Annotated in this window: 18 protein-coding genes; 6 read left to right on the top strand and 12 right to left on the bottom strand. The window is 60.0% G+C overall.

Translation table 11 applies throughout. The features are described 5' to 3' along the window. Nucleotides 1-110: 110 nt before the first annotated feature. A complete protein-coding gene (locus F8N96_RS26095) occupies nucleotides 111-332 on the bottom strand; it encodes a DUF1127 domain-containing protein (RefSeq protein ID WP_150765859.1) in 222 nt (73 codons plus the stop codon). A gap of 95 nt (nucleotides 333-427) precedes the next feature. On the opposite strand from F8N96_RS26095, the gene F8N96_RS26090 reads away from it, so the two are divergent. Then, nucleotides 428-1,282, top strand: a complete 855-nt coding sequence (locus F8N96_RS26090; protein ID WP_150765860.1) for a LysR substrate-binding domain-containing protein — start codon at nucleotides 428-430, stop codon at nucleotides 1,280-1,282. On the opposite strand, the gene F8N96_RS26085 is transcribed toward F8N96_RS26090, so the two are convergent. Next, entirely contained in the window at nucleotides 1,272-2,021 is a 750-nt protein-coding gene (locus tag F8N96_RS26085) for a sulfite exporter TauE/SafE family protein (RefSeq protein ID WP_150800247.1), read from the bottom strand. The two genes, F8N96_RS26090 and F8N96_RS26085, sit on opposite strands and share 11 nt — an antisense overlap. Nucleotides 2,022-2,130: 109 nt before the next feature. Between F8N96_RS26085 and F8N96_RS26080 the strand changes: the two genes are divergently transcribed. Further along, nucleotides 2,131-3,087: a LysR family transcriptional regulator gene (locus tag F8N96_RS26080; RefSeq protein ID WP_150800246.1), complete on the top strand. Its 957-nt coding sequence runs from the start codon at nucleotides 2,131-2,133 to the stop codon at nucleotides 3,085-3,087. A 106-nt stretch (nucleotides 3,088-3,193) separates the two neighbouring features. Here F8N96_RS26080 and F8N96_RS26075 read toward each other — a convergent pair whose 3' ends face one another. Both F8N96_RS26075 and earP read right to left on the bottom strand, forming a co-directional pair. Next, nucleotides 3,194-3,763 carry an elongation factor P gene (locus F8N96_RS26075; protein WP_007943632.1) on the bottom strand — a complete coding sequence of 190 codons (570 nt, stop codon included), beginning with the start codon at nucleotides 3,761-3,763 and terminating at the stop codon, nucleotides 3,194-3,196. Nucleotides 3,764-3,811: 48 nt separating this feature from the next. Beyond that, the gene (gene earP, locus F8N96_RS26070) at nucleotides 3,812-4,954 is read right to left on the bottom strand and encodes an elongation factor P maturation arginine rhamnosyltransferase EarP (RefSeq protein WP_150800245.1); all 1,143 of its coding nucleotides are present in this window, start codon (nucleotides 4,952-4,954) and stop codon (nucleotides 3,812-3,814) included. Nucleotides 4,955-5,118: 164 nt separating this feature from the next. Between earP and F8N96_RS26065 the strand changes: the two genes are divergently transcribed. Further along, a complete protein-coding gene (locus tag F8N96_RS26065; RefSeq protein WP_150800244.1) occupies nucleotides 5,119-5,601 on the top strand; it encodes a transcription elongation factor GreAB in 483 nt (160 codons plus the stop codon). 6 nt (nucleotides 5,602-5,607) lie between these two features. Here F8N96_RS26065 and cysB read toward each other — a convergent pair whose 3' ends face one another. The 4 genes from cysB to F8N96_RS26045 all read right to left on the bottom strand — a co-directional run bounded on the left by cysB (nucleotide 5,608) and on the right by F8N96_RS26045 (nucleotide 8,674). Further along, complete coding sequence (gene cysB / locus F8N96_RS26060) at nucleotides 5,608-6,582, bottom strand: HTH-type transcriptional regulator CysB (protein ID WP_150747259.1); 975 nt, start codon at nucleotides 6,580-6,582, stop codon at nucleotides 5,608-5,610. A 113-nt stretch (nucleotides 6,583-6,695) separates the two neighbouring features. Further along, the gene (locus F8N96_RS26055) at nucleotides 6,696-7,196 is read right to left on the bottom strand and encodes a universal stress protein (RefSeq protein WP_150747258.1); all 501 of its coding nucleotides are present in this window, start codon (nucleotides 7,194-7,196) and stop codon (nucleotides 6,696-6,698) included. Nucleotides 7,197-7,290: 94 nt separating this feature from the next. Then, a complete protein-coding gene (locus F8N96_RS26050; protein WP_150765864.1) occupies nucleotides 7,291-8,196 on the bottom strand; it encodes a 5'-nucleotidase in 906 nt (301 codons plus the stop codon). A gap of 91 nt (nucleotides 8,197-8,287) precedes the next feature. Beyond that, nucleotides 8,288-8,674, bottom strand: coding sequence for a thioredoxin family protein (locus F8N96_RS26045; protein ID WP_150800243.1), 387 nt, complete (start codon nucleotides 8,672-8,674; stop codon nucleotides 8,288-8,290). Between F8N96_RS26045 and F8N96_RS26040 the strand changes: the two genes are divergently transcribed. Together F8N96_RS26040 and F8N96_RS26035 are read left to right on the top strand one after the other, a co-directional pair. Further along, nucleotides 8,673-9,116: a PilZ domain-containing protein gene (locus tag F8N96_RS26040; protein WP_150800242.1), complete on the top strand. Its 444-nt coding sequence runs from the start codon at nucleotides 8,673-8,675 to the stop codon at nucleotides 9,114-9,116. The two genes, F8N96_RS26045 and F8N96_RS26040, sit on opposite strands and share 2 nt — an antisense overlap. Before the next feature lie 169 nt (nucleotides 9,117-9,285). Then, a complete protein-coding gene (locus F8N96_RS26035; RefSeq protein ID WP_150800241.1) occupies nucleotides 9,286-10,362 on the top strand; it encodes a 3-deoxy-7-phosphoheptulonate synthase in 1,077 nt (358 codons plus the stop codon). Between the two features lie 72 nt (nucleotides 10,363-10,434). Here F8N96_RS26035 and F8N96_RS26030 read toward each other — a convergent pair whose 3' ends face one another. Beyond that, nucleotides 10,435-10,722 carry a GNAT family N-acetyltransferase gene (locus F8N96_RS26030; protein WP_008057026.1) on the bottom strand — a complete coding sequence of 96 codons (288 nt, stop codon included), beginning with the start codon at nucleotides 10,720-10,722 and terminating at the stop codon, nucleotides 10,435-10,437. 632 nt (nucleotides 10,723-11,354) lie between these two features. Between F8N96_RS26030 and oprI the strand changes: the two genes are divergently transcribed. Next, nucleotides 11,355-11,606, top strand: coding sequence for an outer membrane lipoprotei OprI (gene oprI, locus F8N96_RS26025; RefSeq protein WP_003172710.1), 252 nt, complete (start codon nucleotides 11,355-11,357; stop codon nucleotides 11,604-11,606). Between the two features lie 121 nt (nucleotides 11,607-11,727). On the opposite strand, the gene F8N96_RS26020 is transcribed toward oprI, so the two are convergent. The 3 genes from F8N96_RS26020 to F8N96_RS26010 form a co-directional block, all read right to left on the bottom strand. Then, complete coding sequence (locus F8N96_RS26020; RefSeq protein ID WP_150800240.1) at nucleotides 11,728-12,699, bottom strand: L,D-transpeptidase family protein; 972 nt, start codon at nucleotides 12,697-12,699, stop codon at nucleotides 11,728-11,730. A 123-nt stretch (nucleotides 12,700-12,822) separates the two neighbouring features. Then, on the bottom strand, nucleotides 12,823-13,116 hold the full coding sequence (locus F8N96_RS26015) for a hypothetical protein (RefSeq protein WP_003226812.1): 294 nt from the start codon (nucleotides 13,114-13,116) through the stop codon (nucleotides 12,823-12,825). 56 nt (nucleotides 13,117-13,172) lie between these two features. Beyond that, complete coding sequence (locus tag F8N96_RS26010; protein WP_150800239.1) at nucleotides 13,173-13,778, bottom strand: arylesterase; 606 nt, start codon at nucleotides 13,776-13,778, stop codon at nucleotides 13,173-13,175. Nucleotides 13,779-13,781: the final 3 nt, after the last annotated feature.

The following is a 13,781-nucleotide window of genomic DNA, read 5'->3' as shown; positions in this document are numbered from 1 at the left end:
CTCCAGCGAATGTCTATGACCGTCTGTTTCAGGTCGCCACGAACCCCATTTCAGGGGCTTGCGCCGCAATCATGGGGTTGTGACCAGGGATTTCCCACAGAGCGTTCAGCTTATTTTCCATTGCTCAGGGGGTCTTGCCAGAAGTGCCGTTCAGCTTCCTGCGCGACATCCGCGCGAGTCAGGCCGATATCCTTCAGCGCTTCATCGCTCATGCCCGCCAACATTTCACGTTCGCGGTGCAGTTCGTACCAGCGATTGATCTTGTGCAGCAGGTCGGTCACCAGGTGGATGGAGTGTTTTTCAACGGTGATAAAACCTTTTTGACCTTTCATCGTGTTGCCCTCCGTTTGGATGGCTCAAGTGTCGCGCCGGGGCTAAGATCAATCCAACGAATGTTTCTGATGCAATACATCTCGGAGATTGATGAATGTCCGCCTACCCGAGTATCGACACCGAAGTGCTGCGCACCTTTGTCGCCATCGCCGACCAGGGCGGTTTTACCCGCGCCGGCGAACAGGTCAACCGCACCCAGTCCGCCGTGAGCATGCAGATGAAGCGACTGGAAGAGGACGTGCTGCAGCGCCAATTATTCCAGCGCGACGGACGGCAGGTGCGGCTGACGGCGGAAGGCCAGGTGCTGCTGGGTTACGCCCGGCGCATCCTCAAGCTGCACAGCGAGGTGTTCAATACCTTGCGCGAGCCGCACATGGTCGGCATGGTGCGCATCGGCACGCCGGACGATTACGTCATGCGTTTTCTGCCGGGGATCCTGCGGCGGTTTGCCCAGTCCTATCCGCTGATCCAGATCGAGGTGCACTGCGAATCATCAAAACAATTGCTGCTGCGTCAGGACCTGGATTTGTCCATCGTCACCCGGGAACCGGGCAACGAGATCGGCCAGCTGCTGCGCAAGGAGCGTTTCGTCTGGGCCGAAGCGCAGTGCTACAGCGTTCATGAGCAGACGCCGTTGCCGCTGGCGATGTTCAACAGCGACTGTTTCTGCAGGCTGTGGGCCTGCAACGCGCTGGACGCCATGGGCCGCGATTACCGCGTCGCCTACAACAGTTCCAGCCTGTCGGCGATCATGGCGGTGGTCAGCGCCGGCCTGGCAATCACTGCGCAATTGGAAAGCCTGATCACCCCCGACATGCGCATCCTGGGGGACGCCGAGGACCTTCCGGTTCTGCCGGAGGCGAGCATCATGCTGGTGCGTAACCTGCACAACCCGTCGCCGATCACCGAGTGCCTGGCCGAGCACATTGTCGAAGGCTTCAAACTTTAAAGGCGAGCATTACCGCGCACAGCACCAGGAAACCGCAGAACAGCGCGCGCAACAGCCGCTCCGGCAAGGCGTGGGCGACCTTCACTCCCCAACTGATGCTCATCAGACCGCCGACCGCCAAGGGCACGCCGATCGTCCAGTTCACTTCCTGGTGCACCGCGTAAGTCACCAGGGTGACGCCGGTGCTGGGCAATGCCAGCGCCAGTGACAGCCCCTGCGCCACCACCTGGCTGGTGCCGAAGACGCTGGTCAGCACCGGCGTCGCCACCACCGCCCCGCCCACGCCAAACAGTCCGCCGATGCTGCCCGACGCGGCACCGAGCACACCCAGCCACCGTGGCGAATGGTTCATCTGCGCCGAAGGCGGCGAGTGGGTCGTGAACATTCGCACGAGGTTGTAGGCCGTCAGGGCGACCAGGAAGGCGACAAACGCCATGCGCATGGTTTGCGCATCGATGCCCACGGCCCAGATCGAACCGATCCAGGCAAAACAGAAGCCCATCGACGCCAGCGGCACGGCATGGCGCATCTCGATACGGTTGCGCTGGTGATAACGCCACAGCGCCAGCATCACATTCGGCACGACCATCACCAGCGCCGTGCCTTGGGCGATCTGCTGATCAAGGCCGAACAGCACGCCCAGCAGCGGAATCGCGATCAAGCCGCCGCCGATGCCGAACAATCCACCGAGGGTCCCCAAGGCAGCGCCAAACACCAGGTACATCAAAAACTCGATCACTTGCCCATTCCCTCACTTCAGTACGGTCATCCTACGCAGTCGCCACTGGCAGGGAAACGCACAGCAACGCACAATGGCTGTGCCAAATTCGCACAAGCGCAGAGCAAGCATGAATCCCAATCAATTGACCGGGCAATTGGGCCTGTTCCTCGACGTGCTGGAAACCGGCAGTTTTTCCGCCGCGTCCCGCCGTCATCCACTGACCCCTTCGGCAGTGGCGCGGCGCATCGACAGCCTGGAAAATGCGGTCGGCAGCCAGTTGTTCATCCGCAGCACCCACGCAGTGCGCGCAACGCCGGCAGGATTGGCCTTTGCCGAGCGCGCGCGGCGGATCGTCGCGGAATTGCAGTTGGCCCGGGCGGAAGCGGTGTCCCTGAGCAGCGCGCCGGAAGGCCTGATCCGGCTGGATGCGCCGGCAGCGTTCGGCCGGCTGCACCTGGCGCCGGTGATCGCCGATTTTCTGATGCTGTACCCCGGCCTCGATGTGCAACTTCATCTGATCGAAAGTTTTGTCGACATGCAGGGCCTGAACCTGGGCAAGGTGGATCTGGTGCTGCGTGCCGGGCAAATGGCCGATACCCGGCTGGTGGCCACGCCGCTGGCAAGCATGGTGCGGATCGCCTGTGCCAGTCCCGACTATTTGCAGCGCCGTGGAGTACCCACCGATCCGGCGCAGCTGGTCGAACATGACGGGCTCGATTGGGATGGCCTGGCCCCGCCTTTCGCCTGGCGCTTCGAACGCGCCGGGCACATGCACCTGCACCGCCCCGGGCGCATCCGCATGAGCGCCAATAATGCCGAGGCGCTGATCGAAGGCGCATTGGCCGGGCTGGGTGTCGCGCATCTGCCGACCTGGCTGACCAGCGAATACCTGTTGCGTGGCGAACTGCTGCCGTTGTTCTGCGAAAACGGCCTGCCCCAAGCGGAAACGACGGGTATTTACGCCTTGCGCCTGGAGCAGCAACCCAATTCCCGCAGTCGCTTGTTGCTGGAATACCTGAAGGCCCGTTTCAGCCCGGTGCCACCGTGGGACCTGGCCCTGCAAAACAACTTCGGTAGCCACTGATCCATGGCGGGGGGCTCTCTCCACAGGAGTTCATCGCTGGCCTTGAATCTGCACGCACAAAAAAGCCCGACTCAATGGTCGGGCTTTTTCATTCCTGAAGCGGTGCTTATTTGGCACGGCCTTTGTAGGAACCGCCTTCGCGGGTATCGATCTCGATCATGTCGCCGATTTCGATGAAGTCAGCTACCGACAGTTCGGTACCGTTCTTCAGTTTGGCAGGCTTCATCACCTTGCCGGAAGTGTCGCCGCGAGCGGAGCCTTCGGTGTAGTCGACCTGACGCACGATGGTGGTCGGCAGTTCTACGGAAACCAGGCGCTCTTCGAAGAAGATCGCTTCGCAGACGTCGGTCATGCCTTCTTCAACGAAAGGCAGAACGGCTTCGATGTCTTCAGCGTTCAGCTCGTACATGGTGTAGTCGGTGGTGTCCATGAACGTGTAGGTGTCGCCGCTGATGAAGGACAGGGTCGCTTCTTTGCGGTCGAGGATTACGTCGTCCAGTTTGTCGTCGGCGCTGTAAACGATCTCGGTCTTGTAACCGGTCAGCAGGTTTTTCAGCTTGGTCTTCATGATCGCGCTGTTACGACCGGACTTGGTGAATTCAGCTTTCTGAACCAGCCAAGGATCGTTTTCGAGACGGATCACGGTCCCGGGTTTCAGTTCTTTACCAGTTTTCATTGCGAATATCCGAATTTGGATGGGATTTACAAAAATCTAGGCCGCGTATCATATCCAATTTACATAAAACTGTACCAGCGCCGCGGCAAGATCAGCCTGCAAGGCCTGTTCCAGACACCACGCGTCGGCATGTTTTTGCAGTTCGGGCCAATGTTTGCGGGTCGATTGCCAGTGATCGCCCATTGTCTCACCCGCGTTCCACGCCCGCCAGAGACCGCTGATCGCCTCGCTGGCGGCTGGCGTAAGGCCTTGCCCGTAGCGCTCGAGGAAAGCTTCGAGCTTGTCCAGGTGGACATCTTCTTCCTGCTGATAGATGTGCCAGAGCAGCGGCCGCGCCGCCCATTGGGCACGGACAAAGGAATCTTCGCCGCGCACGGCATTGAAATCGCAACTCCACAGCAGCAGGTCATACTGGTCCTGCCGGACGAACGGCAGGACTTGTACGGTCAAGGCGTCGCGCACATGCACGGCGCCAGCCGCCAGCCCGTCCACCCCCAGCCAGCGTTCGAGATCAGCGAGAATCCGCCCTTCGGGCACCAGCAGATGCGTGGGTGTCGAATCACCGGCCATCGTCTCGAGCCAGCTCGCCAGGCCGCTATTTTCATAGGCAAACAGCGAGATCAGCAGCGCGTCTTCGGCGCGATCAATCCCCAGGCCTTGCAGGAATTCGCGCTGAGCCTGCGGACTTTGCTGAAACTGCCGACGCCGCTCCAGCAAGCCGTTTTCACGCAGCAAGCCACCGGTGCCCTTTTGGAACCCGGGGAAGAAAAAATATTTCTGCACGTGCTTGTACTTCACCGACGGCAGGCCATGGCAGCCGACGACCCAGTCTTCGGCACTCAGGTAGTCGAGATTCATCCAGAGCGGCGGCTGTTCCCGCTCGGCCATGGCGTCCATGTAAGCACTCGGCAATTGACAGGCGAACGCGGCAATCACCACATCGGCGGCGTCGGTGGGTTGCCAGTCGGCCGTCCACTGACAGACCTCGACGCCCTGCTGCCACTGATGCGCAGCGTCAATGTCGATGTCCGGGCACAAGCGCTCGAAGGCCCGTAGATCGTCTATCCACAAACGAACCGTCACCGGATGTTCGGCCACCAGCTGTCGGGCCAGGCGCCAGGTCACACCGATGTCGCCAAAGTTATCGACCACGGTGCAAAAAATATCCCAGCGGGTGTTCAGTTCAGGCATTGCAGGCTCCCGTTGGCAAAGGCGCCGATTGTCCGCATAAATTACCCCGTACAGAAGACCCGACGGCGATTAATCTTCATGCGACAATCGCCACTTGCCCGCGACCGCCCGCCAGGAGGCAGTCATGCCCTACCGTCCCGACCCGCACCGCCCGTTGCCGATCCATGAATAAACACATCGTTCACCAACTGATTCTCGACAAGCTGCGGATCGATCTCGACATCGCCGAGCGAGCCGCGCAAACCGCTTACGAAACCGCGACCCATGAAGAGAACATCGCCGAAAACAAGTACGACACCCTGGGCCTGGAGGCGTCTTACCTGGCGGCCGGACAGGCTAAACGGGTAGAAGAAATCAGACAGTCACTGACGCTGTGCCAGAACCTGATGCTGCGCCCTTACGACAATCAGCGCGGCATCGAAGTCGGCGCCCTGCTCGGCCTGGAGGACGAGAAGGGTCGCGAGCAATGGCTGTTCCTGGCCCCCGAAGCGGCCGGCTTGAAGATCGATCTGGTGGGGCAGCTGATCACCGTCATCACCCCGCGCTCGCCACTGGGCAAAAGCCTGCTGGGCAAGTTCGACGGGGACGAGGTGGAGATTCTGGTGGCGGGCACCCGGCAACAATTTGCTGTCACCGAGGTGATCTGAAGGACATCAATGCACCGGCAGTTCGACCCCGTCGAACAGCTCTTCCAGTTCCTGCTTGTTGTGGCACTGGATCGCCTTGGCCATGACTTCGCGGGTCAGGTGCGGGGCGAACTTCTCGATGAAGTCGCACATGAAGCCACGCAGGAAGGTGCCGCGACGGAAACCGATCTTGGTGATACTGGATTCGAACAGTTCGCTGGCATCGAGCACCACCAGGTCACTGTCGAGTTTGGCATCGACCGCCATTTTCGCCACGATGCCCACGCCCAGGCCCAGACGCACGTACGTCTTGATCACGTCGGCGTCGGCCGCGGTGAACACCACCTTGGGCGTCAGGCCGCGATGGCTGAAGGCTTCGTCGAGTTTCGAACGACCGGTAAACCCGAACACGTAAGTCACGATCGGGTATTCGGCCAGGGCCTCGAGGGTCAGCTTCGACAGCTTGGTCAGCGGGTGGCCGTGGGGCACGACCACGCAGCGGTTCCAGCGATAGCACGGCATCATCACCAGGTCGCCAAACAGCTCGAGCGCTTCGGTGGCGATGGCAAAATCCACGGTGCCGTCAGCGGCCATTTCGGCGATCTGCATCGGCGAACCTTGGTGCATGTGCAGGGCCACGTCCGGATATTGCTTGATGAAATTGCTGATCACCGGCGGCAATGCATAACGTGCCTGGGTGTGGGTGGTGGCGATCGACAGGGTGCCCTTCTTCTCGTTGGAGAATTCCTGGGCGATCTGCTTGATGCTTTCTACCTTGCGCAGGATCTCGCCAGCGGTGGTGATGATGCGCTCGCCGGCCGGGGTGACGCGGGTCAGGTGCTTGCCGCTGCGGGCGAAAACCTCGACGCCCAACTCGTCTTCCAGTAGACGGATCTGCTTGCTGATGCCCGGCTGCGAGGTGTAGAGACTTTGGGCCGTAGCGGAAACGTTGAGATCGTGGTGCGCCACTTCCCAGATGTAGCGCAGTTGTTGAAGCTTCATATGAATCCCTCAAAGCAGGTAGACGCCACGGGCATCAGCGACGGTATATAACTATATTAATGGTTTGAAGAATAAATCTAGAACTTTTTTGTCAAAAGGCCATTATTCGTGTTCTAGCGATCCTGGCGCCGACGCTCCACCCGCGGCACCAGATAGACCGGCACCCGAGACAGTTGCAACACCCGCGCCGCCGTCCTGCCCAGCGGCGTTTCCGCGCCAGCACCATGGCTATGACTACCTACGATCAACAAATCCACGGAGAGTTTCTGCGCCTGGTCGAGAATTACCTGCGACGGGTCGCCCTGCAGCACCCGCACCGCCTTGATCCGTTCCAGGTCCTGCTCACCGTCCTCCCCCAGCTCTTCACGAAAGCTGTCGAGTACCCGCCGCTCGATATTGGCAATCACCGTATTCAAGCCCTGACTGTGAAACTCGTTCAGCGCCTGCTCATCGAGGTAACTCTGAAGTACCGATTCGGCGAACAAGCCCATCGGTTCAACAGCGTGTACCACGTAGAGGTCGGCGTTGAATGTTTTCGCCAGCGCCAGGGCATGTTGCATCACCAAAGGCGCGTACAGGCCGAGGTCAGTGGCATATAGCATCGAACGAATCATATGACCTCCTCGAGTGCCAACATGGCGGAGATTGATTCAGCTTAGCAGTGCCTTGGCGAGTACGACGTGCCGTGCAACACCTTGAAGCACCGGCTTAAACCTTTTGCTCGTTGCTTATGCCATGGGGCACATGACCGGTGGCAACCACCTCCCGGGCCAGCTCGCAGTGGCCAGCCTGATCGTCGAAAAACACGTCGGCGGCAAAGGCTTCGAGAAACGCCGACTTGGTCAGGCCGCCGAGGAACAACGACTCGTCCAGGCGAATGTCCCATTCGCGCAAGGTGCGGATCACCCGTTCATGGGCCGGCGCCGAACGCGCCGTCACCAGGGCCGTACGAATCGGACACGCGTCGTCGGGGAACTCGCGCTGCAACAGGTTGAGGGCGGCCAGGAAGCCTTTGAAGGGGCCACCGCGCAAAGGCTGGCGGGCCGCTTCACGTTCGCTGGCCTGGAAGGCTTCCAGACCAGCGGACTGATAGACGCGCTCCGATTCGTCGGAAAACAGCACCGCATCACCGTCGAAGGCAATTCGCAACTCATCGCTGGCGGCACGGCTGGCGCCGCCCGACAAAATGGTCGCCGCGGCGAACCCGGCCTCCAGCGCACTGCGCACGTCTTCGGCATGGGTCGAGAGAAACAGGTCGCAGCCAAAGGCCTTGAGATAAGGATAAGGACTGCGGCCGCCGACAAATGCCGCCCGGGAAATCGCCAGGCCATAGTGGTGGATCGAATTGAACACCCGCAGGCCGGTGTCGGCACTGTTGCGCGACACCAGGATCACCTCGACCCGGGCGCGCCCCAGATGGGCATTGAGGTTGAGGAGTTTCTGCACCAGCGGGAACGCATCGCCGGGCTCGAGGATTTCATCTTCATGTTCGATCTGATACTGGCGATAGGCTTCAACGCCGCTCGACAGGTAGACCTTGTGGCTTTCGCTCAGGTCGAACAGCGCCCGCGAGGAAATCGCCAGCACCAGTTTGTCATCGATAGTCTTGGCCATGCCCCTTCCCCTTTGGTCGATCGACTCAAGCGTTACGTCGATCGATGAAACTCACCCGATAATACCGATTGTCGGCCTGGCAACTGCTCCATCATGGCAACTCCTCTGCTGTTCGTCTCAACGCCTGATCCAGCGCTTCATTCAGTTCGGTACCCGTCAGGCGCGATTGAAGCCCCCCGAAAAACTCGCCATCGCGCACGACAAACAGCGCCGGCAAATGAAAAACCTGATAACGCTCGACCAGCCCGCCATTGTTCCCGGCATCGATCCAGCACAACCGATCGACTTGCAGATCGAATTGCGGAACCCGCTCACGGGCAAAACGGCATCCGGCGCAACCGACACTGGTGAAAATCAGCAGCGACACACCACTCATCGCCAGCAGCCGTTGGTCGGCGTCGAAATCCGTCAGTTCCGATTCGACCACTATACTGCTGGGAACGATGTCAGATGGCCGACACATGGAGTCCGTGCTCATGGGACGTTTTCTTCCTCATCCTGACGATGTACCCGTGGAGTTGACGTTGCTTACGCCCGAGTGTATCTCGCGGCAACGGCTGCACTCTATCAGCCTCGGGGGCATGGCTTGCAATTACCACCGTGCGTGGCGCCACGGGACGGCGCTGCAGGTGCGCGTGCCCAGCGTTAACCCGGACTTGCGCTACCTGGGCTATGTGGCCTGGTGCCTGCGACGAAAGCGTGGCTATCTGGTGGGCATTGCCTTCGTTGACGAGCAGACGCTGTTCAGTGCGCGGATGGGCGAACAGGTGTGCCAGATCGAACGTTATTGCCGCATGCATGAGACCCACAGCGATTTGCACGATAACCAGGCACTGGCCCTGGAATGGGTCCAGGAGCACGCCGACGAGTTCTCCCATGACACGGTTCGCCGGGCATTTGCACAGCCGGTCCTGGATTAGCGAGCGTTCTCGGTGGGTTTCCCGCCGGATTGTCGCCGCAAACCGGCGTCTGCCCATTGTCGAGCCACGGTGTAACGCGCTAAGGTTCCGCTCCCCGACGCGCTTAATTTGCTGTGCTCCGCCGCGCGGGTTCGCTGGCGGCCGGCACCCGTGACCTGACGAGTAAACGATGGCTGATTTACCGATCAACGACCTAAACGTCGCCTCCAACGAGACGCTGATCACTCCTGACCAGCTCAAGCGTGATATCCCTCTGAGCGACGCTGCCCTGCGCACCGTCACCAAGGGTCGCGAAGTCATTCGCAACATTCTGGATGGCACCGATCACCGCCTGTTTGTCGTCATCGGGCCCTGCTCGATCCACGACATCAAGGCGGCCCACGAATACGCCGAGCGCCTGAAGGCACTCGCGGCCGAAGTGTCCGATACCCTGTATCTGGTCATGCGCGTGTATTTCGAGAAGCCACGCACCACCGTCGGCTGGAAAGGCTTGATCAACGACCCGTACCTGGACGACTCCTTCAAGATTCAGGACGGCTTGCACATCGGCCGGCAGTTGCTGCTGGACCTGGCCGAAATGGGCCTGCCGACCGCGACCGAAGCCCTCGACCCGATCTCCCCGCAGTACCTGCAGGACCTGATCAGCTGGTCAGCCATTGGCGCACGTACCACCGAATCCCAGACTCACCGGGAAATGGCTTCCGGCCTGTCCTCGGCGGTCGGTTTCAAGAACGGCACCGACGGTGGCCTGACCGTGGCGATCAACGCCTTGCAATCGGTTTCCAGCCCGCACCGTTTCCTGGGCATCAACCAGGAAGGTGGCGTGTCGATCGTCACCACCAAGGGCAACGCCTACGGTCATGTGGTGTTGCGTGGCGGCAACGGCAAGCCGAACTACGATTCGGTCAGCGTCGCGCTCTGCGAGCAAGCGCTGAACAAGGCGAAGATCAAGCCGAACATCATGGTCGACTGCAGCCACGCCAACTCCAACAAGGACCCGGCCCTGCAACCGCTGGTGATGGAGAACGTCGCCAACCAGATCCTCGAAGGCAACCGGTCGATCATCGGGCTGATGGTCGAAAGTCATCTGAACTGGGGCTGCCAGGCGATCCCGAAAGACCTCGCCGACCTGCAATACGGCGTGTCGATCACCGACGCCTGCATCGACTGGACCGCCACCGAAACCACCTTGCGCAGCATGCATGCCAAGCTCAAGGATGTGCTGCCCAAACGCGACCGCACCTGATCGCTGCTTCAGAAAAAAAACACCAGACAAAAAAACGCCGGGCTCAGCCCGGCGTTTTTTTATGCGTTCGTTTTACTGGCTCAGCTTGGCCGCATGCCGCTGATGACGCTCCATGTAGCGCTCCACGTAGGAGCACGAAGGAATGACGGTGTAGCCCATTTCCTCGGCGTACTCCAGGGCCTTTTCGGTCAAGGCGGCCGCAATGCCGCGACCACGCAACGCATTGGGCACAAAGGTGCGATAGATATCCAGGGTCTGTTTCCCCAGATCCATATAGGTCAGGTAGGCACGATGACCGTCCACATTGGTCTCGAACTGATGACCAGCCTGGTCATGGTGGATGGACAACGCCTCGCTCATCACTACTCCTCGCGGGTCTTGGATTCAGACCCCTACCTTACCGATGTTTTTCCGGCGAAGGAACATCTACGCCACCCCGTGCCTGAATGGACACCGAGAAGAGCTGCACGATCTCGCGCAACCGGGCACGTACAAATAGTAGGCACCATTGGCAAAAATGCTCAAGGTGCGCTCGTCATCATGCAGGTTGGCGGGTGCCGCTCCGGGTGGCGCAGGATGGCTCGACCGGGTGTTCCACCAGGTCGGTGCCCGAACATTGCCGGATATTGAGACTTAAGACGAACGCCCCCCGTTAAAGTCACCTCAACTAGGAAAGATATGAGAGGTGCCGCACACATGCTGAACAAAAGTGTAGACGAATCCATATAGACAGACTTTGGCCAAGACCGGTAAAACAGCGGTGAGCACGGGGAACTTTTCTCCTTGGGCTCGCTCAATTCGGGCCTCGCAGCTGGATATTTTTTAAACAATGCAGTTAAAAGTTGCTCGAAAAAGAATCAACGCCTACAATTTTTTTTGCTTCTTGCTTCACGTCAGTTTACTTACTAGAAGTAATGGGTAGTATGTACGCCGGCCATTTCCTCACTCTGAGGAGACAGCTACTTACTAGAAAGTCCTTGAAGGGGAACACGATGAACAACGTTCTGAAATTCTCTGCTCTGGCGCTGGCCGCAGTTCTGGCTACCGGTTGCAGCAGTGTATCGAAAGAAACCGAAGCACGTCTGACTGCTACCGAAGACGCAGCTGCTCGCTCCCAGGCTCGTGCAGACGAAGCTTACCGTAAAGCTGATGAAGCTCTGGCTGCTGCTCAAAAAGCACAACAGACTGCTGACGAAGCTAACGAGCGTGCTCTGCGCATGCTGGAAAAAGCTAGCCGCAAGTAATAGTCCTTCGGGATTGTTATCAAGCCGACTCATTCATGGGTCGGCTTTTTTTTGCCCGCTGTTTCGTGCAGGCAAAAAAAAACCGCCGACGCGGTCAGCATCGGCGGGTTCTTTTCAAGCGTTACTGCAGCGGGTCGATCGGTGCACTCGTCACCATCGGCACCGACGCATCCGGCACGCCGATTTCCACCGGCAGGCCGTCTTCGGCAGCCACCACGTCACGGACCACATCCCAGTTCATGCGCAGGTTGTTGGTGATGTCCTCACGCTTGAGCATCGCGTTGATCACGGCAGTGTGTTTGTCCACCACCGATGGGTTGCCCGCGTCGTCCAGCGGCGTGTGGGCTTCCAGGTACACCTTGCCGCCACTGACGCCGAACTTGTAAGGATCGCTGACGATGCGTACCGACGTGCCTACCGGCACCATGTCGGCCATTTCCAGCACGTTGTTGTTGAACATGCGGAAGCAACCGTGGCTGGTGCGCATGCCGATGCCGAACTTCTTGTTCGAACCATGGATCAGGTAGCCCGGGGTGCCCAGGGTGAACTTGAACGGCCCCAACGGGTTGTCCGGACCGGCCGGCACCACGTTCGGCAAGGGATCGCCATCGGCGGCGTGCTCGGCCTTGATCGACGCTGGAGGCGTCCAGGTCGGATTCGGCGTCTTGGCGATGATGCTGGTGTGGGCAATCGGCGAGCCCCAGCCTTCACGGCCGATACCCAGCGGGAAGGTATAAACCACGTCCCGGCCTTTCGGGTAGTAATACAGGCGGTATTCGGCCAGGTTGATGACGATGCCTTCACGCGGGCCCGGGGGCAGGATGAAGCGCGTCGGCAGCACGATCTCGGTGCCGGCGCCCGGCAACCATGGATCGACCCCGGGGTTGGCCGCGACCATTTCCGAATAGCCCAGATCGTAGGTGGTACCAAGGTCGGCGAAGGTGTCTTCGTACTTGGCCTTGATCACTTGCACCTGGCCGACGATGTCTTCACCGGGCGGTGGCAGGGGCAGCTCCAATGCTGCAACCGGGCCCGCGACGCACAGGGCGGCAAGGGTCAGGCTGCGGGTGACGGCAGGAAAACGCGGCAACATCCGGAAAATCCTTCGCATGATCGACAAGGGTATAAAAACGGGATTGTACACTGGCGCCCGTTATTTCGGGGAGGTCGAGTAGTTACAAGCGATGCAAGGCAGCGGTGGGCTTGCCACAGGGCCCTAGAGTTCGAACCGCAATTCCGGCCAGATCGGCGAGGTGCCACGCTTTTGCGATTCGAGGATGGCCCGGCACAGCGAGCACAGGCGCTGGTCCTGGAACACCCGACGGTCGACGCTCGACCACCGTGGCTGCGCCGGCAGCAGGCTGCCGCACAAGGTGCGGTCCGCCGAGCCGCCCAGCTCCAGTTGACGGGTCACCAGATGCACCCGCACTTCCTGGCAGGCAAACAGATCCAGCTGTTCGTCAGGCTCGATCAGTTGGTAGGCAAAAAGTGACCAGGCGGGACGCGGCATCGGGGGCTCCAAATCGGGGGCGCCACCTTAGCCGAAACGCGACCGCTAGAAAAGCGTCAAAGCAGCGGTTTCAGTGCCGGCCAGACATTTTCCAGCAACTTGTCCTGCGCCCCTGCGGCCGGGTGCAAGCCGTCGGCCTGCATCAAGTCCGGATGACCGCCCACGCCGTCGAGAAAAAACGGTACCAACGAGATGTTTTTCTCATCGGCCACCTTGGTGTAAACCTCGGCGAAAGCCTTGGTGTAGCGCTCACCGTAGTTGGGTGGCAATTGCATGCCGAGCAACAGCACCTTGGCGCCACTGGCGCGGGAGCTGTCGATCATCGACGCAAGATTTTGTTGCAATTGCGTTGGCAGCATTCCACGCAGCCCGTCATTGCCGCCCAACTCGAGGATCACCAGTTCCGGTTTATGCTCCGCAAGCAGCGCCGGCAGGCGCGCCTGGCCTCCGGCACTGGTGTCGCCGCTGATGGACGCATTGATCACTTTATCGTCGAAACCTTCGCGCTTGAGCCGTTGCTCGAGCAGCGACACCCACCCCAAGCGGGTATCCAGGCCGAAACCGGCGCTGATACTATCGCCAACGATCAGGACTGTACCCGCCGCTGCGTTCTGGGCCATGCACATCAAGGCCAGGCCAGCACTCAAAAACCACACTCGCATCGG

The organism is Pseudomonas fluorescens, assembly GCF_902497855.1.
GTDB classification, from domain to species: Bacteria; Pseudomonadota; Gammaproteobacteria; order Pseudomonadales; family Pseudomonadaceae; genus Aquipseudomonas; species Aquipseudomonas fluorescens_BI.
The sequence above is the reverse complement of the archived record's forward strand: the minus strand, read 5'-3'. Positions and strand labels throughout refer to the sequence as shown.

Coding starts and splice junctions, on each gene's coding strand:
- F8N96_RS26095 (WP_150765859.1), bottom strand. CDS start 332: ATGAAAGGTCAAAAAGGTTTTATCACCGTTGAAAAACACTCCATCCAC.
- F8N96_RS26055 (WP_150747258.1), bottom strand. CDS start 7,196: ATGATTCGTTCGATGCTATATGCCACTGACCTCGGCCTGTACGCGCCT.
- F8N96_RS26045 (WP_150800243.1), bottom strand. CDS start 8,674: ATGAGCACGGACTCCATGTGTCGGCCATCTGACATCGTTCCCAGCAGT.
- F8N96_RS26080 (WP_150800246.1), top strand. CDS start 2,131: ATGAATCCCAATCAATTGACCGGGCAATTGGGCCTGTTCCTCGACGTG.
- F8N96_RS26090 (WP_150765860.1), top strand. CDS start 428: ATGTCCGCCTACCCGAGTATCGACACCGAAGTGCTGCGCACCTTTGTC.
- F8N96_RS26010 (WP_150800239.1), bottom strand. CDS start 13,778: ATGCGAGTGTGGTTTTTGAGTGCTGGCCTGGCCTTGATGTGCATGGCC.
- F8N96_RS26050 (WP_150765864.1), bottom strand. CDS start 8,196: ATGGCCAAGACTATCGATGACAAACTGGTGCTGGCGATTTCCTCGCGG.
- F8N96_RS26015 (WP_003226812.1), bottom strand. CDS start 13,116: ATGCCGCGTCCCGCCTGGTCACTTTTTGCCTACCAACTGATCGAGCCT.
- oprI (WP_003172710.1), top strand. CDS start 11,355: ATGAACAACGTTCTGAAATTCTCTGCTCTGGCGCTGGCCGCAGTTCTG.
- earP (WP_150800245.1), bottom strand. CDS start 4,954: ATGCCTGAACTGAACACCCGCTGGGATATTTTTTGCACCGTGGTCGAT.
- F8N96_RS26020 (WP_150800240.1), bottom strand. CDS start 12,699: ATGTTGCCGCGTTTTCCTGCCGTCACCCGCAGCCTGACCCTTGCCGCC.
- cysB (WP_150747259.1), bottom strand. CDS start 6,582: ATGAAGCTTCAACAACTGCGCTACATCTGGGAAGTGGCGCACCACGAT.
- F8N96_RS26035 (WP_150800241.1), top strand. CDS start 9,286: ATGGCTGATTTACCGATCAACGACCTAAACGTCGCCTCCAACGAGACG.
- F8N96_RS26075 (WP_007943632.1), bottom strand. CDS start 3,763: ATGAAAACTGGTAAAGAACTGAAACCCGGGACCGTGATCCGTCTCGAA.
- F8N96_RS26040 (WP_150800242.1), top strand. CDS start 8,673: ATGGGACGTTTTCTTCCTCATCCTGACGATGTACCCGTGGAGTTGACG.
- F8N96_RS26065 (WP_150800244.1), top strand. CDS start 5,119: ATGAATAAACACATCGTTCACCAACTGATTCTCGACAAGCTGCGGATC.
- F8N96_RS26030 (WP_008057026.1), bottom strand. CDS start 10,722: ATGAGCGAGGCGTTGTCCATCCACCATGACCAGGCTGGTCATCAGTTC.